This is a genomic window from Methylobacterium sp. ME121, assembly GCF_000974725.1.
Taxonomy (GTDB): Bacteria; Pseudomonadota; Alphaproteobacteria; order Rhizobiales; family Beijerinckiaceae; genus Methylobacterium; species Methylobacterium radiotolerans.
On sequence record NZ_BBUX01000010.1, the window covers coordinates 16,484 to 33,068 of the forward strand.

Annotated in this window: 17 protein-coding genes; 10 read left to right on the top strand and 7 right to left on the bottom strand. The window is 72.6% G+C overall.

All coding sequences use genetic code 11. The features are described from left to right. Positions 1-96: 96 nt before the first annotated feature. Positions 97-663, top strand: coding sequence for a TetR/AcrR family transcriptional regulator (locus tag ME121_RS09460; RefSeq protein ID WP_024830274.1), 567 nt, complete (start codon positions 97-99; stop codon positions 661-663). On the opposite strand, the gene queC is transcribed toward ME121_RS09460, so the two are convergent. The 4 genes from queC to ME121_RS09480 form a co-directional block, all read right to left on the bottom strand. Further along, positions 650-1,369, bottom strand: coding sequence for a 7-cyano-7-deazaguanine synthase QueC (queC, locus tag ME121_RS09465; RefSeq protein ID WP_012318946.1), 720 nt, complete (start codon positions 1,367-1,369; stop codon positions 650-652). The two genes, ME121_RS09460 and queC, sit on opposite strands and share 14 nt — an antisense overlap. Beyond that, positions 1,359-1,715, bottom strand: a complete 357-nt coding sequence (queD, locus tag ME121_RS09470; protein ID WP_012318947.1) for a 6-carboxytetrahydropterin synthase QueD — start codon at positions 1,713-1,715, stop codon at positions 1,359-1,361. Before queD ends, queC begins: the two co-directional genes overlap by 11 nt. A gap of 99 nt (positions 1,716-1,814) precedes the next feature. Next, positions 1,815-2,768 (bottom strand): dihydrodipicolinate synthase family protein, encoded by a 954-nt coding sequence (locus ME121_RS09475; protein WP_029361237.1) that lies wholly within the window; start codon positions 2,766-2,768, stop codon positions 1,815-1,817. 104 nt (positions 2,769-2,872) lie between these two features. Beyond that, on the bottom strand, positions 2,873-3,550 hold the full coding sequence (locus ME121_RS09480; RefSeq protein ID WP_012318949.1) for a GntR family transcriptional regulator: 678 nt from the start codon (positions 3,548-3,550) through the stop codon (positions 2,873-2,875). Positions 3,551-3,667: 117 nt separating this feature from the next. Here ME121_RS09480 and ME121_RS09485 point away from each other — a divergent pair, with 117 nt between their 5' ends. Then, the gene (locus ME121_RS09485; RefSeq protein ID WP_059408725.1) at positions 3,668-5,260 is read left to right on the top strand and encodes an ABC transporter substrate-binding protein; all 1,593 of its coding nucleotides are present in this window, start codon (positions 3,668-3,670) and stop codon (positions 5,258-5,260) included. A 138-nt stretch (positions 5,261-5,398) separates the two neighbouring features. Here the strand turns inward: ME121_RS09485 and cobT are convergent, their stop codons facing one another. Further along, positions 5,399-6,451, bottom strand: coding sequence for a nicotinate-nucleotide--dimethylbenzimidazole phosphoribosyltransferase (gene cobT / locus ME121_RS09490; protein WP_024830270.1), 1,053 nt, complete (start codon positions 6,449-6,451; stop codon positions 5,399-5,401). A gap of 86 nt (positions 6,452-6,537) precedes the next feature. On the opposite strand from cobT, the gene cobS reads away from it, so the two are divergent. Genes cobS through ME121_RS09505 form a run of 3 tightly spaced genes read left to right on the top strand, consistent with a single transcriptional unit; the run spans position 6,538 to position 8,325 of the window. Beyond that, a complete protein-coding gene (gene cobS, locus ME121_RS09495) occupies positions 6,538-7,371 on the top strand; it encodes an adenosylcobinamide-GDP ribazoletransferase (RefSeq protein WP_059408726.1) in 834 nt (277 codons plus the stop codon). A gap of 52 nt (positions 7,372-7,423) precedes the next feature. Next, positions 7,424-7,636: a DUF1289 domain-containing protein gene (locus ME121_RS09500; protein WP_012318953.1), complete on the top strand. Its 213-nt coding sequence runs from the start codon at positions 7,424-7,426 to the stop codon at positions 7,634-7,636. Continuing rightward, the gene (locus ME121_RS09505) at positions 7,633-8,325 is read left to right on the top strand and encodes a retropepsin-like aspartic protease family protein (RefSeq protein ID WP_012318954.1); all 693 of its coding nucleotides are present in this window, start codon (positions 7,633-7,635) and stop codon (positions 8,323-8,325) included. The genes ME121_RS09500 and ME121_RS09505 overlap by 4 nt, the downstream gene beginning before the upstream one ends. 12 nt (positions 8,326-8,337) lie before the next feature. Here ME121_RS09505 and dusA read toward each other — a convergent pair whose 3' ends face one another. Then, on the bottom strand, positions 8,338-9,357 hold the full coding sequence (gene dusA, locus ME121_RS09510) for a tRNA dihydrouridine(20/20a) synthase DusA (RefSeq protein WP_089231324.1): 1,020 nt from the start codon (positions 9,355-9,357) through the stop codon (positions 8,338-8,340). A 495-nt stretch (positions 9,358-9,852) separates the two neighbouring features. Here dusA and motA point away from each other — a divergent pair, with 495 nt between their 5' ends. The 3 genes from motA to ME121_RS09525 all read left to right on the top strand — a co-directional run bounded on the left by motA (position 9,853) and on the right by ME121_RS09525 (position 14,285). Beyond that, on the top strand, positions 9,853-10,716 hold the full coding sequence (gene motA, locus ME121_RS09515) for a flagellar motor stator protein MotA (RefSeq protein WP_012318956.1): 864 nt from the start codon (positions 9,853-9,855) through the stop codon (positions 10,714-10,716). A 22-nt stretch (positions 10,717-10,738) separates the two neighbouring features. Beyond that, a complete protein-coding gene (locus tag ME121_RS09520; protein ID WP_012318957.1) occupies positions 10,739-11,599 on the top strand; it encodes a flagellar motor protein MotB in 861 nt (286 codons plus the stop codon). A gap of 1,054 nt (positions 11,600-12,653) precedes the next feature. Continuing rightward, complete coding sequence (locus ME121_RS09525; protein ID WP_245337807.1) at positions 12,654-14,285, top strand: methyl-accepting chemotaxis protein; 1,632 nt, start codon at positions 12,654-12,656, stop codon at positions 14,283-14,285. 68 nt (positions 14,286-14,353) lie between these two features. Here ME121_RS09525 and ME121_RS09530 read toward each other — a convergent pair whose 3' ends face one another. Beyond that, positions 14,354-15,229: an SDR family oxidoreductase gene (locus tag ME121_RS09530; RefSeq protein WP_012318978.1), complete on the bottom strand. Its 876-nt coding sequence runs from the start codon at positions 15,227-15,229 to the stop codon at positions 14,354-14,356. Between the two features lie 510 nt (positions 15,230-15,739). Between ME121_RS09530 and ME121_RS09535 the strand changes: the two genes are divergently transcribed. Continuing rightward, positions 15,740-15,955, top strand: a complete 216-nt coding sequence (locus ME121_RS09535) for a hypothetical protein (RefSeq protein ID WP_012318981.1) — start codon at positions 15,740-15,742, stop codon at positions 15,953-15,955. A gap of 163 nt (positions 15,956-16,118) precedes the next feature. Further along, positions 16,119-16,544 (top strand): GFA family protein, encoded by a 426-nt coding sequence (locus tag ME121_RS09540; protein WP_012318982.1) that lies wholly within the window; start codon positions 16,119-16,121, stop codon positions 16,542-16,544. Positions 16,545-16,585: the final 41 nt, after the last annotated feature.

The window sequence follows — 16,585 nt, forward strand, 5'->3', positions numbered from 1 at the left end:
CGTCAAGGGGCCGCCGTGTGCCGGTCGCCGGGGCGCGTGCACGTTCGCGTGACTCCGTGCGATGAGGCGGGTGGGTTTGGAGCGACGATCGCCGCGATGAGGGATACCCGCGCCGAGCTGCTGATGCAGGCCGAGACCCTGGTGCGGGGCCGCGGCTTCGCCGGCTTCAGCTACGCCGACCTCGCGGCGGCGGTGGGGATCCGCAAGGCGAGCATCCACCACCACTTCCCCACCAAGGTCGATCTCGGGGCCGCCCTGGTGGCGGCCTACGCGGCGCGCTACGCCGCGGCCCTGGAGGCGATCCACCGGGACGTGCCGGACGGGCCGGGGCGGATCGAGGCCTACGGGCGGCTCTATCTCGGCGGCGTCGAGCAGGGGCTCGGCTGCCTCTGCGCGGCGCTGGCCATCGAGGGCGAGGCCCTGCCCGAGCGCCTGCGCCGGGACATCGCGGCCTTCTTCGCGGACCACCTCGCGTGGCTGGAGACGGTCCTGCGCGCGGGCCAGGCGGACGGGAGCGTCCGCGGCGGCGCGGATCCGGCGGCGCTCGCCCGCTACGTCGTCGCCACCCTGGAGGGGGCGCTCCTGATGGAGCGCCTGTTCGCGAGCCCCGACGCCTTCCGGGGGACGCTGGCGGTGCTGGTCGACGGCCTCAGGCCGCAGTGAACCGGGCGTAGCCGTCCGCCCGCAGGCGGCAGGCCGGGCAGGTCCCGCAGCCGTAGCCCCAGGGATGCCGCTGCCCGCGCTCGCCGAGGTAGCAGGTGTGGCTCTCCTCGACGATCAGGTCGACCAGCGCCCGCCCGCCGAGGCTCTCGGCCAGTTCCCAGGTCTGCGCCTTGTCGAGCCACATCAGCGGCGTGTGCAGCACGAAGCGCCGCTCCATGCCGAGGTTCAGCGCCACCTGCAGGGCCTTGATCGTGTCGTCGCGGCAATCCGGGTAGCCGGAATAGTCGGTCTCGCACATGCCGCCGACGACGTGCCGGAGCCCTCGCCGGTAGGCGAGCGCCGCCGCGAAGGTCAGGAACACGAGGTTGCGGCCGGGCACGAAGGTGTTGGGCAGGCCCGACGCCTCGTAGCCGATCGCGGCCTCCCGGGTCAGCGCCGTCTCGGACACCTGCCCGAGGGCGTCGAGGGCGAGCGTGTGGTCGTCCCCGAGGCGGGCCGCCCAGGCGGGGTCGAGGGCGGTCGTGCCCGCCCGCAGGGCCGCGCGGCGGTCGAGCTCGACCCGGTGGCGCTGGCCGTAGTCGAAGCCGAGGGTCTCGACATGGTCGAACCGGTCCAGCGCCCAGGCCAGGCAGGTGGCCGAATCCTGGCCCCCGGAGAACAGCACCAGCGCGGCGCGGTCGCCGGGCCCGACAGGGTCATTCGCCATCGTACTCCGCCCAGGACATCGGGGTCTCGGCGACACGCACCAGGGCAAGCCCCGGCAGGTCCGGCCGCAGGCGATGCCAGATCCAGGCCGCGATGTTCTCGGCGGTCGGGTTCTCCAGCCCCTCGATCTCGTTGAGGCAGTGGTGGTCGAGTCGGGCGAGGAGCGGCCCGAAGATCGATTCGATGTCGTAGAAGTCGATCACCCAGCCGGTCCGGGGATCGACCGGGCCGGCGACCGTCAGCTCGACCCGGTAGGAATGCCCGTGCATCCGGTGGCAGCGATGGGTCTCGGGCACGTTCGGCAGCCGGTGGGCCGCCTCGAAGGTGAAGGCTTGGGTGATCTTCATGGGAGGGTTCGCGGATGTGGCCGATCTCGCACCCGCCATAGCGCCGACGGGCGGTCCCGCGCAAAGACGGGCTGCCCTGCGTTCGGCCGCGGCCGGGGATCAGGCCCCGGCGGTCTCCTCCGACCAGCGCGCGTACCACGCCTTGAACAGGCGCAGCTGCGTCTCCGCGTAGTGGCGCTGACCGGCGCTCAGCGCGTCGGTGGCGTTGAAGTGGAGCGCGTATTCCGGGTTCCCCTCCAGCACCATCAGGTGCTTGTAGTAGAGGACGAGATCCGTCCCCTCGTCGAAGCTCGACAGGATCGCCAGGGCGGCGTCGAGTTCCTCGGCCCGGCGCCGGGCCGGGACGTCGCCCGCGGCGGCCTTCTCGCACAGGGCGACGAGGTGGAGCACCTCCCGCGGCAGGACGTTGCCGATGCCCGTGATGGCGCCCCGGGCGCCGCAATGGACGTAGCCGTGCACCACCTGGGTATCCACGCCGACCATCAGGGTGATGTCGGGCGACTGGCCGGTGATGTGCTCGGCCGCGTAGGTGAGCGAGGCCGCGCCGCCGAACTCCTTGAAGCCGACGAGGTGCGGGTGGCGGGCGCGCAGGCGGAAGAACAGGTCCGCCCGGGTCTCGAACCCGTAGTAGGGGCTGTTGTAGATCACCGACGGCAGGTCGACGGCGGCCTCCAGGATGCCGCCGAAATGCGCCTCCTGGGCCGCGGCCGAGCTGCCGCGCGACAGGACGCGCGGGATGATCATCAGGCCGTGGGCGCCGGCCGCCTTGGCGTGCGCCGCGAGCGCCGCGGCCCGCTTCGGGTTCTGCGCGCCGGTCCCGACGATCACCGGGACGCCGGCGGCGAGCAGCCGCTCGACGCCCGCCATCCGTTCCTCGTCGGTGAGCAGCGGCCAGTCGCCCATCGAGCCGCAGTAGACGACCGCCGACATGCCGGCATCGACGAGTTCCCGCCCCTTGCGCGCCAGGGCGTCGAGGTCGGGCGTCCGGTCCGGCCGGCAGGGCGTCATCAGGGCCGGGATCGTGCCGGAGAAGATGTGTCGATCGAAGGCCATCGCCGGCTCGCCTGCTGGGAGGTGGGATCGTCCCGGCCGGCCTTGCGGGCCTCGCGGGGCGGCACGCCCCTCCATGGCAGCGCCGCGCGAGTCTGGCAAGGATTTTATACAATCCCTGTCTCGCGGGCCGGGCCGGGCGCGGCCCCGAGGAACGCCATCAGCGCGGCGGCGACGTGGTCGATATGGTCGGTCAGGAGGGCGCGGGCGGCCGAGACGTGGCCGTTCCGGCACAGCCGGACGATCTCGCGGTGCTCGCGGTCTGCCCGCTCCAGCTCGGCGCCGTCGGTGGAGAGCTGGAGGCGGGTGTAGCGGTCGCACTCGGCCAGCAGGGAGCCGACCAGCCCGAGGGCGCGGGGACGCTCCGCCCGGCTGTAGAGGAGGAGGTGCAGCTCGGTGTTGAGGGCGCCCCAGCGCGCCGTCGCGCCCGCCCGCAGGGCCGCGGCGTACTCCTCCAGCAGGGCGTCGGCCCGGGCGAAGTCGTCGGCGGTCAGGCGGGGCGCCGAGAGGGCCAGGAGGCGCGGCTCGAGGGCGCCCCGCAGCTCGAGGGCCTCGGCGGCGTCCGCCGGCGAGAGCGGGGCCACCATGGCGCCGCGATGGGGCAGGATCCGGACGAGGCCCTCGGCCTCGAGCTGGAACAGGGCCTCGCGCACCGGGATCCGGCTGGCCCCGAACTCCGCCGCGAGTCCGTCCTGGCGGAGCTGCGAGCCCGCCGGGTAGCGGCCGTCGAGGATGCGCCGCCGGATCTCGGTCCCGATCGAACCCGCGATGGTCCGGTTCTTCATCGTCTCGCTCCCGGTCGGCTCCCGGTGCTCCGCAGGACCCTTGACGGCGGAGCTCCGGTGTTGAAATTGTATAAAATCAATCGGGCAATGGGCTCGATCAGGACAAGGGTGCCCGCGATGACGCTCTCCCGCCGCCAGATACTGGCCGGAACCGCCGGCGCGGCCGCCGGCCTCGGCCTCCCGCACCTGGTCCGGGCCCAGCCCGGCGGCGGCAGCGTGCTGCGCTTCATCCCGTCGACGCCCCTGCCGTCCCTCGATCCGATCGTCGCCACGAGCTACGTCATCCGCAACCACGGCTATCTCGTCTACGACACGCTGTTCGCCACCGACGAGAATTTCCAAATCCAGCCGCAGATGGTCAGCGCGTGGCAGACCGCGCCCGACGGCCTGCGCTGGACCTTCCATCTCCGGGACGGCCTCACCTTCCACGACGGCTCGCCGGTCGAGGCCAAGGACTGCATCGCGTCCATCGCGCGCTGGTCCAAGCGGGACGCGTTCGGCCAGACCCTGGCGGGCTTCGTGGAGGGCTACGGCCAGGAGGACGCGCGGACCTTCACCATCGCGCTGAAGAAGCCGTTCCCCCTCCTCCCGGCGGCGCTCGGCAAGCTGTCCTCCAACGTGCCGTTCATCATGCCGGAGCGCGTCGCCCTCCAGGACGCGTCCAAGCCGATCGCCGACGCCACGGGCTCCGGGCCGTGGCGCTTCGAGGCGCGGGAATGGATCCCCGGCCAGAACGCGATCTACACCCGCCACGCCGGCTACCGCCCCCGCGAGGAGGCGCCCTCCTGGGCGGCTGGCGGCAAGGTCGCCAAGGTCGACCGGATCGAGTGGCTCGCCATCACCGAGGCCTCGGCCGCGGTGGGCGCGATGATCCAGGGGGCGGTCGACTGGTACGAGCAGCCGGCGATCGACCTGATCCCGGTCCTCAAGGGCAAGCCGGGGATCGAGATCCGCAACGTGCCGCTCGGGCTGATCCTGCTGATGCGGTTCAACCACACGCAGCCGCCGTTCAACAATCCCGAGATCCGCCGGGCCGTGATGATGGCCATGAAGCAGGACGACTACATGCAGGCGGTGGTCGGCAGCCCCGAATACTACCGGGAGGCCAAGACCTTCTTCACGCCCGGCTCGCCGATGTCGACCGGGGCCGGCGGGGCCGCCGCCATGCAGGCCGACCTCGCCAAGGCCAAGGCGATGCTGGCCCAGGCCGGCTACAAGGGCGAGCGCGTGGTCCTGCTGGCCCCGGCCGACCAGCCGATCGCCTACAACCAGTCGCTGGTGACCCAGGACCTGCTCAAGCAGCTCGGCATGAACGTCGATCTGGTCTCGACCGACTGGGGCAGCTTCATCGCCCGCCGCGGCAATCGCGGGCCGGTCGATGCCGGGGGCTGGTCCCTGTTCCACACCCTCTGGTCGGGGGCCGACGTGCTGAACCCGGCGCTGCACCCGCTGATCCGCGCCAACGGTCAGGCGGCGTGGTTCGGCTGGCCGGACGACCCGACCCTGGAGAGTCTGCGCAGCGACTGGATCGCCACCGGCGACGAGGCGCAGCAGAAGGCGCTCGCCGCGCGCATCGAGGAGCGGGCCTTCGCGGTCGTGCCCTACGCGCCCGCGGGCCTCGTTCAGCAGCCGATGGCCGTCAGCGCGAAGCTCAAGGGCATGGTCATGGCGCCCGTGCAGTTCTTCTGGAACATCGAGAAGACCGCCTGATCAGGGCGCTCTCGAGGACGGTTCGTCTTCGCGAGCGCAGCGAAGCAACCCAGGGCAGCGGGCCGCTGATGGGCGGGGCGCCGCTGGATCGCTTCGCGCCGCTCGCGAAGACGCGAGGGTGCGGATGCCCCTGCGTCTTCAGCCCGCGCCCTTCTCGGACACACCGGCCTGCGCGAAGGTCGCCATGCCGGTGTGGCAGGCGAGCGCGCCCTTCAGCAGGCCCATCGCCATGCCGGCGCCCGAGGCCTCGCCGAGGCGCATGCCGAGCGCCAGCAGCGGCACCAGCCCGAGCCGCTCCAGAACCTCGGCGTGGACGCCCTCCGCCGAGACGTGGCCGGCGAGGCAGTGGTCCAGGGCGGCCGGGTCGGCGGCGTGCAGCACGGCCGCCGCGGCGGTGGCCACGTAGCCGTCGATCACCACCGGGATGCGCTGCAGCCGCGCGGCCAGGATCGCCCCCGCCATGGCGGCGATCTCCCGCCCGCCGAGGCGCGCCAGGACCTGGAGCGGGTCGTCGAGGTGGCCGGCATGGTGCGCGAGCGCCGCCTCCACGGCCGCGACCTTCCGGGACAGGCCGTCCCGGTCGATCCCGGTGCCGCGCCCGACCCAGTGGGCGGGATCGCCGCCGAACAGGGCGGCGTAGAGGGCGGCCGCCACCGTGGTGTTGCCGATGCCCATCTCGCCGATGCCGAGGCAGTCGGTGCCGGCGGCCACCGCCTCCATGCCGAACGCCATGGTGGCGACCGTGGCGCGCTCGTCGAGGGCCGGCCCCTCCGTGATGTCGCCGGTGGGCATGTCGAGGGCGAGGTCGAACACCTTGAAGCCGAGGCCGTAGGCCGCGCAGATCTGGTTGATCGCCCCGCCCCCGGCGGCGAAGTTGTCGAGCATCTGCCGGTTGACCGCGTCCGGGAAGGCCGAGACGCCGCGGCGCGTGACCCCGTGGCTGCCGGCGAAGACGCAGACCAGCGGCCGGTCGAAGGTCGGCGGCGCCTTGCCCTGCCACGCCGCCAGCCACGTCACGAGGCTCTCCAGGCGCCCCAGCGAGCCGGCGGGTTTCGTCAGGGTCGCGTCCCGGGCCGCGACGGCGGCCTTCGCCTCCGCGTCGGGGCCGGGCATCGCCGTCAGCAGGTTGCGGATGTCGGCGAAGGGGCCGGGCTCGGGCGCGGTCATCGGGTCGGTCTTCGAATCGGTCATGGCGGCGATGATTTCCTGTGGGCGCCCCCGGACGGGGAGACTATACGGGAGCGGCGCGCGGTGGCGGGCGGATGCGAGAGACCGCGATGGACAGGCAGACCGGCGGGGAGGCCGACTGGCCCGGGCGCGGCGCCCTCTACGACCTCGCCGGGTGCCTGCGCTTCTACTCCCGCCTGCCGGTGCCGCAACTGCCCGGCGAGCCGGACCCGCACCGGAGCCCCGACTTCACCACCCTGCCGCGGATGCTGCCGCTGGCCGGCCTGATCCTGGCGCTGCCCGCCGCCCTGGTGCTGGCGGCCGGCTGGGCCGTCGGGCTCGGGCCGTTCCTGGCCGCGACCCTCGCGGTGGCGGTCGCGGTGGTGGCGACCGGCGCCCTCCACGAGGACGGGCTCGCCGACGTCGCGGACGGGTTCGGCGGCGGCGCCACGCGGGAGCGCCGCCTGGAGATCATGCGCGACAGCCGGATCGGCGCCTACGGCGGCGCGGCCCTGGTCCTGGCGCTGGCCCTGCGGATCGGCGCCCTGGCGACGCTCCTCGACCGGACCGGCCACGCGGCCGTGACCGGCCTGATCCTGGCGGCCGCGCTGTCGCGGGTCGCCGCCCTCGCCCCGATGGTGCTGCTGGCGCCGGCGCGGCTGGGCGGCCTCTCCGCCTCGGTTGGCCGCCCGGACCGGGCGAGCCTCGCCACCGCGCTCGGCCTCGGCGCGGTGCTGGCGCTCGGCGCCGTGCCGCTCGGCCTGCCCTTCGGTGGGGTCGCGCTGATGATCCTGTGCGCCGGCCTCGCGGCACTGGGCCTCACCCGGCTGGCGCGCGCGCAGATCGGGGGGCAGACCGGCGACGTCATCGGCGCCTGCCAGCAGGCCGCGGAGATCGCCGCCCTGCTGGCCCTGGTGGCGGCGACGGCGGGCGTGGCGGACTGACAGATCCCGCCGCGTCTTGACCCGGCCACGATCCCCCGGCCAAGGATCACCGATGCCGCCCGCGCCGAAACCGTCCTCCCCCTGCACCAAGGTCTGCGTCCTCGACGCCGCGACCGGCCTGTGCTGCGGCTGCGGCCGGACCCGCGACGAGATCGCCGCCTGGGGCTCGCTGTCGGAGGCGCAGCGCCGCGCCGTGATGGCGGGGCTGGAGGCCCGGATGCGCGCCGCCCGCCTCGCGCCCCTGGAAGCGCCGCTGCCGTCATGATCTATCTCGGCCTCGCGGCCCTCGCCCTGGTTCTCGTCGCCCTGGTCCTCAGCGACGGCAGCGACAGCGTCGGCGGCGTGATCGGGCCCGACCAGTTGGCGAACCTCGCCTGGACCGGCACGATCCTGCTCCTGGTGGTGGCTGGGTTCTGGCGGCAATTCACGGCCCGGCTCGGCGCGAACCTCCAGGCGCTCCTGGCCTGGGCGCTGATCGGCCTCGCCCTGGTGATCGGTTACAGCTACCGCGACCGGATCCAGGACGTCGGCGCCCGGGTGCTCGGCGATCTCCGGCCGGGGAGCGCGACCCCGGGCGCCGACGGCTCGGTCACCGTCACACGGCGGGCGGACGGCGATTTCCGCGTCGATGCCGAGGTGAACGGCCGGGTGCAGCCCTTCCTGTTCGACACCGGGGCGAGCAGCGTCGTGCTCACCGCCGAGAACGCCGCCGCGCTGGGGCTCACGCCCGCGCCAGCCGATTTCACCGCCCGCGTCTCCACCGCCAACGGCGTCACCTACGCGGCGCCGACCCAGCTCGACTCGCTCAGCGTCGGGACGATCACCGAGCGGCGGGTCAACGCCATGGTGGCCAAGCCGGGCGCGCTCTCGGCGAATCTCCTCGGCCAGACCTTCCTGTCGCGCCTGTCCGGCTACGAGGTCCGGGGCGACCGCCTGATCCTGCGCCGGCCCTGACCGGGCCGCCGCTCAGGCGGCGCGCGCCTCGGGCACGGCGCGGGAGACCAGCGCCACCGCCTCCCGCAGGGTCGCGAGGTCGGCCTCCGGGCGCATCCCGTGGGTCGAGAGGTGGCGCCGGAAGGCCCGCGCGCCCGGCCGACCGTTGAACAGCCCCAGCATGTGCCGGGTGACCGCGTGCAGGCGCTCGCCCCGGGCCAGGCACGCGGCGATGTAGGGCTCGAACATCGCGACCGCCGCGAAAACGTCGGGGGCCGGGGCCGGCACGCCGAACAGGTCGGGATCGACGCCGAGCAGGAGCGCCGGCTCGGTGTAGGCGGCGCGGCCGACCATGACGCCGTCGACCTCGGCGAGCCGCGCCCGCGCGGAATCCAGGTCGCGCAGGCCGCCGTTGACCGCGATCGGCAGCCCGGGAAGCCGCCGCTTCAGCCGCGCGGCGCGGCCGTAATCGAGGGGGGGCACGTCCCGGTTCTCCTTGGGCGAGAGGCCCTGGAGCCAGGCCTTGCGGGCGTGGACGATCAGCCCGTCGACGCCCGCCGCCACCACGGCGTCGGCCAGGGCGTCGAGCGCCGCCTCGGGGTCCTGATCGTCGACGCCGATCCGGCACTTCACCGTCACCGGCACGGGGACCGCCGCCTTCATGGCGGCGACGCAGTCACCCACCAGGGCCGGCTCGCGCATCAGGCAGGCGCCGAAGCGGCCCTCCTGCACCCGGTCCGAGGGGCAGCCGACATTCAGATTGACCTCGTCGTAGCCGAGATCCGCGGCGATGCGGGCGGCCTGCGCCAGCTCCCCCGGGTCCGAGCCGCCGAGCTGGACCGCCACCGGGTGCTCCACCGCCGCGAAGCCGAGCAGCCGCTCGCGCGGCCCGTGCAGCACCGCGCCGGTGGTCACCATCTCGGTGTAGAGGCGGGCGCGCGCCGACAGCGACCGGTGGAACGCCCGGCAGTGCCGGTCCGTCCAGTCCATCATCGGGGCGACGGAGAAGCGCCATCCGCTGAGATTTCCAGGTTCTTCCGTTGCGGCAATCACTTGCTGTCGCTCTCGTGCTGTACCTCGCCGGGCCCCATCGGGCGTCGGACGGCGCGGAGCCCGGCCTCAGCGTGCCGGCTCGACCCCGTGCTGTACCACCGCTTGGCGCGCGATGGGGACCATCGTCGAGCGCGCGGAGGACCGGGACGACGGGGTATCACGCGAAGATCGCCGTCAAAAGAGACGGCAAGGTCCACCGCGAGACCCGGACCGTCCACCGGCGCGCGGCCGCGCCCCGGGCCAGGAAGCGGGAGGCGGAACTCGGCGCGCCCGCCGCGGCTGTGCCCGACGACGCGTGAAAGCCGGTGCGGCCGCCTCGGGCACGCCCGCATCCCTTACCTGAGGCCGAACCCGCCCCACCGAACGCCGGGATCAGACATCCTACGATCCTCCGGTCGCGGCTCGAAACGCACCGTTAACCAAGATCAGTGATTTCTCGGATCCATTGGTAGCGTCGCGCGGGCTGCACCTGCCGCCGCTTAAGGATGGCAAGTCATGCGGCTGATCGTCGGCACATTGATCGTCTTCGCCTGCGTCTTCGGCAGCTACGCGGCGATGGGCGGCCATCTGCTGGTCCTCTGGCAGCCGTTCGAGTTCGTCATCATCCTCGGCGCAGCCATCGGCGCCTTCGTCATCGGCAACACCGGGCCGGTGCTCAAGGCCGTGCCCGCCATGCTGGGCACGCTCGTGAAGGGCCCCAAATACAACCAGCAATCCTATGTTGAGCTGCTGGGGATGCAGTATTCGTTGTTCAGGCTCGCGAAGCAGAAGGGTTCGATGGCGCTCGAGCCGCACATCGAAGATCCGGGCGAGTCGACGCTGTTCAACGCCTTCCCGACCTTCGCGGCGAACCATCACGCGGTCGAGTTCGTCTGCGACTACATGCGTATGGTGACGCTGGGCGCCAACAACGTCCACGAGATCGACGCGCTCATGGACGAGGAACTGGAGACGCACCACCAGGAGCAGGAGCGCGTCGTCTCGGCCATGCAGTCGCTCGCCGACGGAACGCCGGCGCTCGGCATCGTCGCCGCCGTGCTCGGCGTGATCAAGACGATGGGCGCGATCAAGGAGCCGCCGGAGGTGCTGGGACATCTGATCGGCGGCGCGCTGGTCGGTACCTTCTTCGGCGTCTTCGTCGCCTACGGCTTCTTCGGGCCCATGGCGCAGTCGCTCAAGAGCCTCTTCGAGGCCGAATCCAAATACTACCTCTCACTCAAGGCGGGTCTGCTCGCCCACATCGCCGGCCAGCCCCCGGTGATGGCGGTCGAGTTCGCCCGGAAGGCTCTGATGAGCGACGTCCGCCCGACCTTCAACGAGGTGGAAGCGGCGACCGCCGCTCTGCCCGCCCAGAGCTGACCCGATAGCCGGCAGGGATTCGATGACCACGATCATCATCAAGAAGGTCAAGAAGGCCGGCCATGCCCACCACGGCGGGGCCTGGAAGATCGCCTACGCGGACTTCGTGACCGCCATGATGGCGTTCTTCCTGCTGATGTGGCTGATCAGCATGACGACGCAGGAGCAGAAGATCGGTCTGGCGGAGTACTTCTCGCCGGCGGCTCTGAGCCCTGCAACCAGCGGTGCGGGCGGGATCCTGTACGGCACCGCCCTGGACACCGCAGGCAACAAGCCGTCCACCCCCCGCGACGCGGAGAGGGGCTCTGCCGAGCGGGAGGTGACAGCGCGCCCGACCAGTCCGGGCCTCACCAGCGAGCTCGATGCCAGCCGTCCGGTCGCCAACGTGCAGGCCAACTGGAGCGCCATAGCCAGCCTCCGGCAGGCGCTCCAGACGATGCCCGACATCGCCGAGCTGTCGAAGAACATCGTGATCGAGCCGACCAAGGAGGGCGTGAACGTGTCCCTCGTGGACCAGGATGGCCGCTCCATGTTCCGCGAGGGCTCTGTCGAGCCCTACGAGCGCACCCGTCGCGTGCTGGAGGCGCTCGCGCCCGCCCTGCGCCGGATGCCCAATCGCCTGTCCATCACCGGCTACACGGCCGTTGCGCGCCCGGGCTCGGCACGGGCCGGCGAACCCTGGAGCCTCTCCGCCGGGCGCGCGCTCGCCGTGCGCGAGATCCTGTCGGGTGCAGGGGTTCCCAACGACAACTTCTCCGCCGTGTCGGGACGCGGCGACACCGAGCCGGTTTTCCCCGACAATCCCTACCTCGCGCCGAACCGACGGGTGACGATCACGCTGCTCAATGCGAGCCCGCCGGTGCCCCCGAACCTTCTTCGCTGACGACGAGACCTGCGCCGACTCGGACGACACCGCGCGAAGCGCCGTCGAGAGCGCCTCAGATCATCGCGGCGTCTCGCGCGCTTCGCGCCGGATCCTGAGCCGCCTCGTCGCGTCCGGCGCGGGCGGCCGAGCCGGAGCGGCCGGCACGCTCGCAGCGCCTGCGAGCTGCGCCGCGATGGATGGGCCCGCCGAGCGCGGAGCCTTCGAGGCGAGCCCGCCCCGACGGGGCCTGGTCAAACCCCGGGTGTCGCTTCGCCCCGCGACTCGAAGACGGGATCACGGGTGCCGGACCCGCGGCCTGTCAGGTTCCAGGTCCCGCCAGCGCGATGATGCGGTGTTCCCGTCCGGGCGTACGGTCGGGACAGGCGGGGCCTCGCCGATCGCGGCCGCGGTGACAGGGCCGTTCAGCGAGACTTGACTCCGGGCGATCGCGCCGGCCGCGCGCGCATTTCGAGTGCACGTGTCCGCGAGCCGCCCGCGCGGCTCGCGGATGTTCCGCGCCCGCGACCGTCGGGCCCGCGCGCACCGACCGGAGGGCAAGGTCGCGCGGGTTCGCCGCGCGCTCGACGCCCAGCGCCTGGCCCGCGGGACCCGGCCGCCTCTCAGCCCTCGGCGCCGTCGATCCGGCACAGCCAGCGCGCAGGGCGCCGGCCCGGCCGGGCCGCACGCGCCGAACGTCGCCCCCGGGCAGCTATCCGGGCGCGGGCGGATCGCCGTTCCGGCGGCGTTCCGGGGATGTCCCACCGGTCGATGGCGAGGCCCCCGTCGAACAGGGCCGCGCGCCGATGTCGGGCGGAGCGTCGGCCCGGGCCGGCGTCCGGTCCGGCCGGGTGGCCGTCCGGCGCGGACAGGTCTTCTCCGCCGCGATCGGGATGAAGCATATCTCATATGCTCGCCCGTCATGGAATAATTCCAATGTACGGCAGATGATGGTCCGGCGCAGCGCTGAGGGACAGTCGATTCTGTCCGCGATCTGGGCATAATAACTTTATTCATGGCCGGGAAATTCGATATGACGATCGGAAAGAGGATATTTTACCTTATCGGCGGTATCTTGCTGGCTTTCATATCGATCGTGGGCGTTCAGATCTCGCTCGTCGGCGCGGTGATGATGGATGGCCGCAGGGCCGCCATCCGCGCCCAGGTCGAGTCGGCGCACGGCATCGTGGCGGCGTTCGCCCAGCAGGCGGAGGCCGGCGCCATCACGGCCGACGAGGCGCGGCGGCGCGCGGGGGAGGCGCTGCGGGCGATGCGCTACAACGGCAGCGACTACGTCTTCGTCTACAGCTCGGCCCCGGGCAATATCGGCCGCAACGTCGTCCATCCCGATCCCAAGATCGAAGGCACGCGGTCCCGCGACGACGCGGCGATGAAGAAGACCTTCGTCTGGACGATGATCCAGCACGGCCAGGAGGGCGGCGGCTTCACCGAGTACCGCTGGGCCCGCCTCGGCGAGACCGAGCCCGCCCCGAAGGTCGCCTACTCGCTCGCCTACGAGCCCTGGCAATGGGTCATCAACTCGGCCCTGTACGTGGACGACATCCACGCCATGGACCGGGGGCGGACGGTCACCACCCTGCTCTGGCTGACACCCCTCGCGGTCGGGATCGGGCTGGTCGGGTTCCTGTTGGCGCGCAGCATCACGCGACCCCTGAGCGCCTTCACGGCGGCCCTGCGCCGCCTCGCCGACGGCGCGACGGACGTCGCCATACCGGGACTCGGTCGGCGCGACGAGATCGGCCACATGGCCGAGGCCGCCGGCGTGTTCCGGGACAGCATGATCCAGGCCCGGACCTTGTCGATCGAGCAGCGCGCCGAGCAGGAGCGCCGGCAGGAGCGCGCCCAGTGGATGGAGGCGGTGACCCGCAGCTTCGACACCGCGGCGAGCCAGCTCCTGGCACAGGTCGATACCGCGGCGGCCGGCATGCGCGAGGCCTGTCGGGCGATGGCCGACACCGCCGCGCAGGCGTCGCGGCAGGCGGGCTCGGCGGCCGGGGCGGCGCAGCAGGCGGCGGCCAACGTGCAGACGGTGGCGGCGGCCACCGAGGAGCTGTCCGCCTCGATCGGCGAGATCGGCGGGCAGGTCACCAAGTCGGCCGCGATCGCCGGCCAGGCCGTGACCGAGGCGGAGCGGACCGACCGGCAGATCCGCGGCCTCGCCGGGGCAGCGGAGAGAATCGGGGAGGTCGTGCGGATCATCGCGGCGATCGCCGAGCAGACCAACCTGCTGGCGCTGAACGCCACGATCGAGGCGGCGCGGGCTGGCGAGGCCGGTCGCGGCTTCGCCGTGGTCGCCGCCGAGGTGAAGGGCTTGGCCGGGCAGACCGCGAAGGCCACCGAGGAGATCACCGCGCAGATCGCGGCGATCCAGGGCGAGACGACGGAGGCGGTCGGGGCGGTCCACGCGATCGGCAGGACCGTCGACACGATGAACGCGATCGCCAGCGCGATCGCGGCGGCGGTCGAGCAGCAGCGGTTCGCCACCGGGCACATCTCGCAGAACATCGACGAGGCCGCCCGGGGAACCGACGCCGTGAGCCAGAACGTGGTCTCGGCCTCGTCGGCCGCGGAGGCGACGCACCGCGTGGCCGCGGAGGTCGGCGCGGCGGCCGGCGATGTCTGCCGCAGCGCCGAGGCCCTGCGCGCCGAGGTGATGCGGTTCCTCGTCGAGATGCGCGCCGCCTGAGCGCGCCGTCGCGCGGACGGGCGCCCCCCGGCGCGGGGCCCGTCCGCGAAGCGCACCGGAGGGGCGCGTCAGAACACCGGCATGGCCCCGGCCACCGTGACGAGCGCGCCCGACGTGTAGCTGCTCTCCTCAGAGGCCAGCATCACGTAAGCCGAGGCGAGTTCGGCCGGTTGTCCGGGCCGGCCGAACGGCACCTGGCTGCCGAAGGATTTCACCGAATCCTGGCTCATCCCGGAGGGGATGAACGGCGTCCAGATCGGCCCGGGCAGCACGCCGTTCACGCGCACGCCCTTGTCGGCGAGCAGCTGGGAGAGGCTGAGCACCATGTTGCTCAGGGCGCCCTTGGTGGCGCTGTAGGCCAGGAGCGACGGCATCGGGTGCTTGGAGTTCACCGACGAGGTGAAGATCACCGAGGCGCCGGGCTTCAGATGGGCGAGCGCCGCCTTGGTCACGTAGAACGCGCCGAACACGTTGGTGCGGAAATGGTCCTCGAACACGGCGTCGTCGATCCCGGCGAGGTCCTCGTTCGGCTGCTGGAACGCCCCGTTGTTGACCAGCACGTCGAGGCGCCCGAACGTCTCCACCGTGCGGGCGACGATCTGGCGCCCGTAGGCGGCGTCCTTGAGGTCGCCCGGCAGGAGCAGCGCCCGCCGTCCCGCCTTCTCGACCCACTGGGCGACCGCCTCCGCGTCGGCCTGCTCGTCGGGCAGGTAGGAGATGGCGATGTCGGCCCCTTCGCGGGCGAAGGCGATGGCGACCGCGCGGCCGATGCCGGAATCGCCGCCGGTGATCAGCGCCGCTCGACCGGTCAGCTTGCCCGAGCCCTTGTAGCTCGCCTCGCCGTGGTCGGGTTCCGGCTCCATGCGGCCGGTCTTGCCGGGAAAGCTCTGGGGCTGCGCCGCGAAGGGCGGGCGGGGATATTTGTGCAGCGGATCCGTGGTCACGCGTCGTCTCCGATAGGGATGCCGGTCCAACCGCACGGTCTCCCGGGTGTTCCAGTGCCCTGGCGCCGCGCCCCGCCCGGCACAGCCCTGCCCGGCACGGCCCCGTCCGAGGCGGCTTCCGTCGCGGACAACACGAACCCGTGTGCCGGCGGCGGGCCGACACAGGTCAGCAACAGCCGTTCGCCACTCTGGCCGCGAGGAGGTCTCGCCATGATCGACGCACAGCCGGAGGATCGGGCCGCCCGCGTGATCGACCGCGTCCTGGTCTGCGCCGCGATGCTCTCGCTCACCTTCGGACTGGCCACGGGCCTGTGGGGCCTGCTGAAGTGAGCCAGCCCCGGGGCCCGAACGCTGCACAGGGATCCGGAACGCCGATCATGAACCGGCCCGGCCGGGCGTCCGCGCGGCGGTCCGGACGCGACTACACCGCCGTGGCGTTGATCGGAGCGGGGCTGGCGGTGCTCGCGCTCGCGCTGCTGCTGGTCGGTATCCCGTGATCGGTCGCCGGCGATGCTGCTGAAGCGCGCCGTCGTCGCCGCGCTGATCGCCGCGGCCGCGGCGTTCCTGCTGTACCTGGCGGCCCTCGCCCGCGCGGCGCTGTCGCCCGACGAGCCCTACGCGGCCAGCATCGGCCTCACCCTCGACCAGTGCGTGGCGGCCCAGGACAGCCTGTCAGACGAGGAGGCGCGCCTCTACTGCCGCAGGCCCGTGCCGAAGCGCCTGTGACCCGGAGCGCAGCGGATGTCCTGACGGCGGAGCGTGAGTTTTCCTGACACGCCGCGTGAAGACATGGTGATTGTCCCCGCGGCGTCGGGAACCTAGACGTCGGAGCGCCGGCCGGGTCTGTCGCCGAGTCGGATCGCAGGAAAACGCACGGAAGGCCCGGCCCATGGCGGACGACGCGACGATCCGGTCCGGCCGCTGCCATTGCGGGGCCGTGCGCTTCGAGGCGGCCCTCGGCGACGATCTCGCGTCGATCCGCCGGTGCACCTGCTCCTACTGCCGCATGCGCGGCGCCGTCGTCGTCATGGCGCGGCCGGGCGGGGTCAGGATCCTGCAGGGCGCGGAGGCGCTGACGACCTACCGGTTCCACACCGGGGCGGCGCAGCACTTCTTCTGTTCCCGCTGCGGCGTCTACACGCATCATCAGCGGCGGTCGGACCCGAACGTCCACGCCGTCAACGTGGCCTGCCTGGACGGGGTCAGCCCCTTCGACTTTCCGGAGGTCCCGGTGATGGACGGCGTCAATCACACGAACGACACCGGCCAGCCCACGCGTCGCGCCGGCACGCTGCGCTTCGTCCCGGCGGAGTGACGGCCCCGTGACGGCCGCGTGACGGTGGTGGAGCGGCCGCG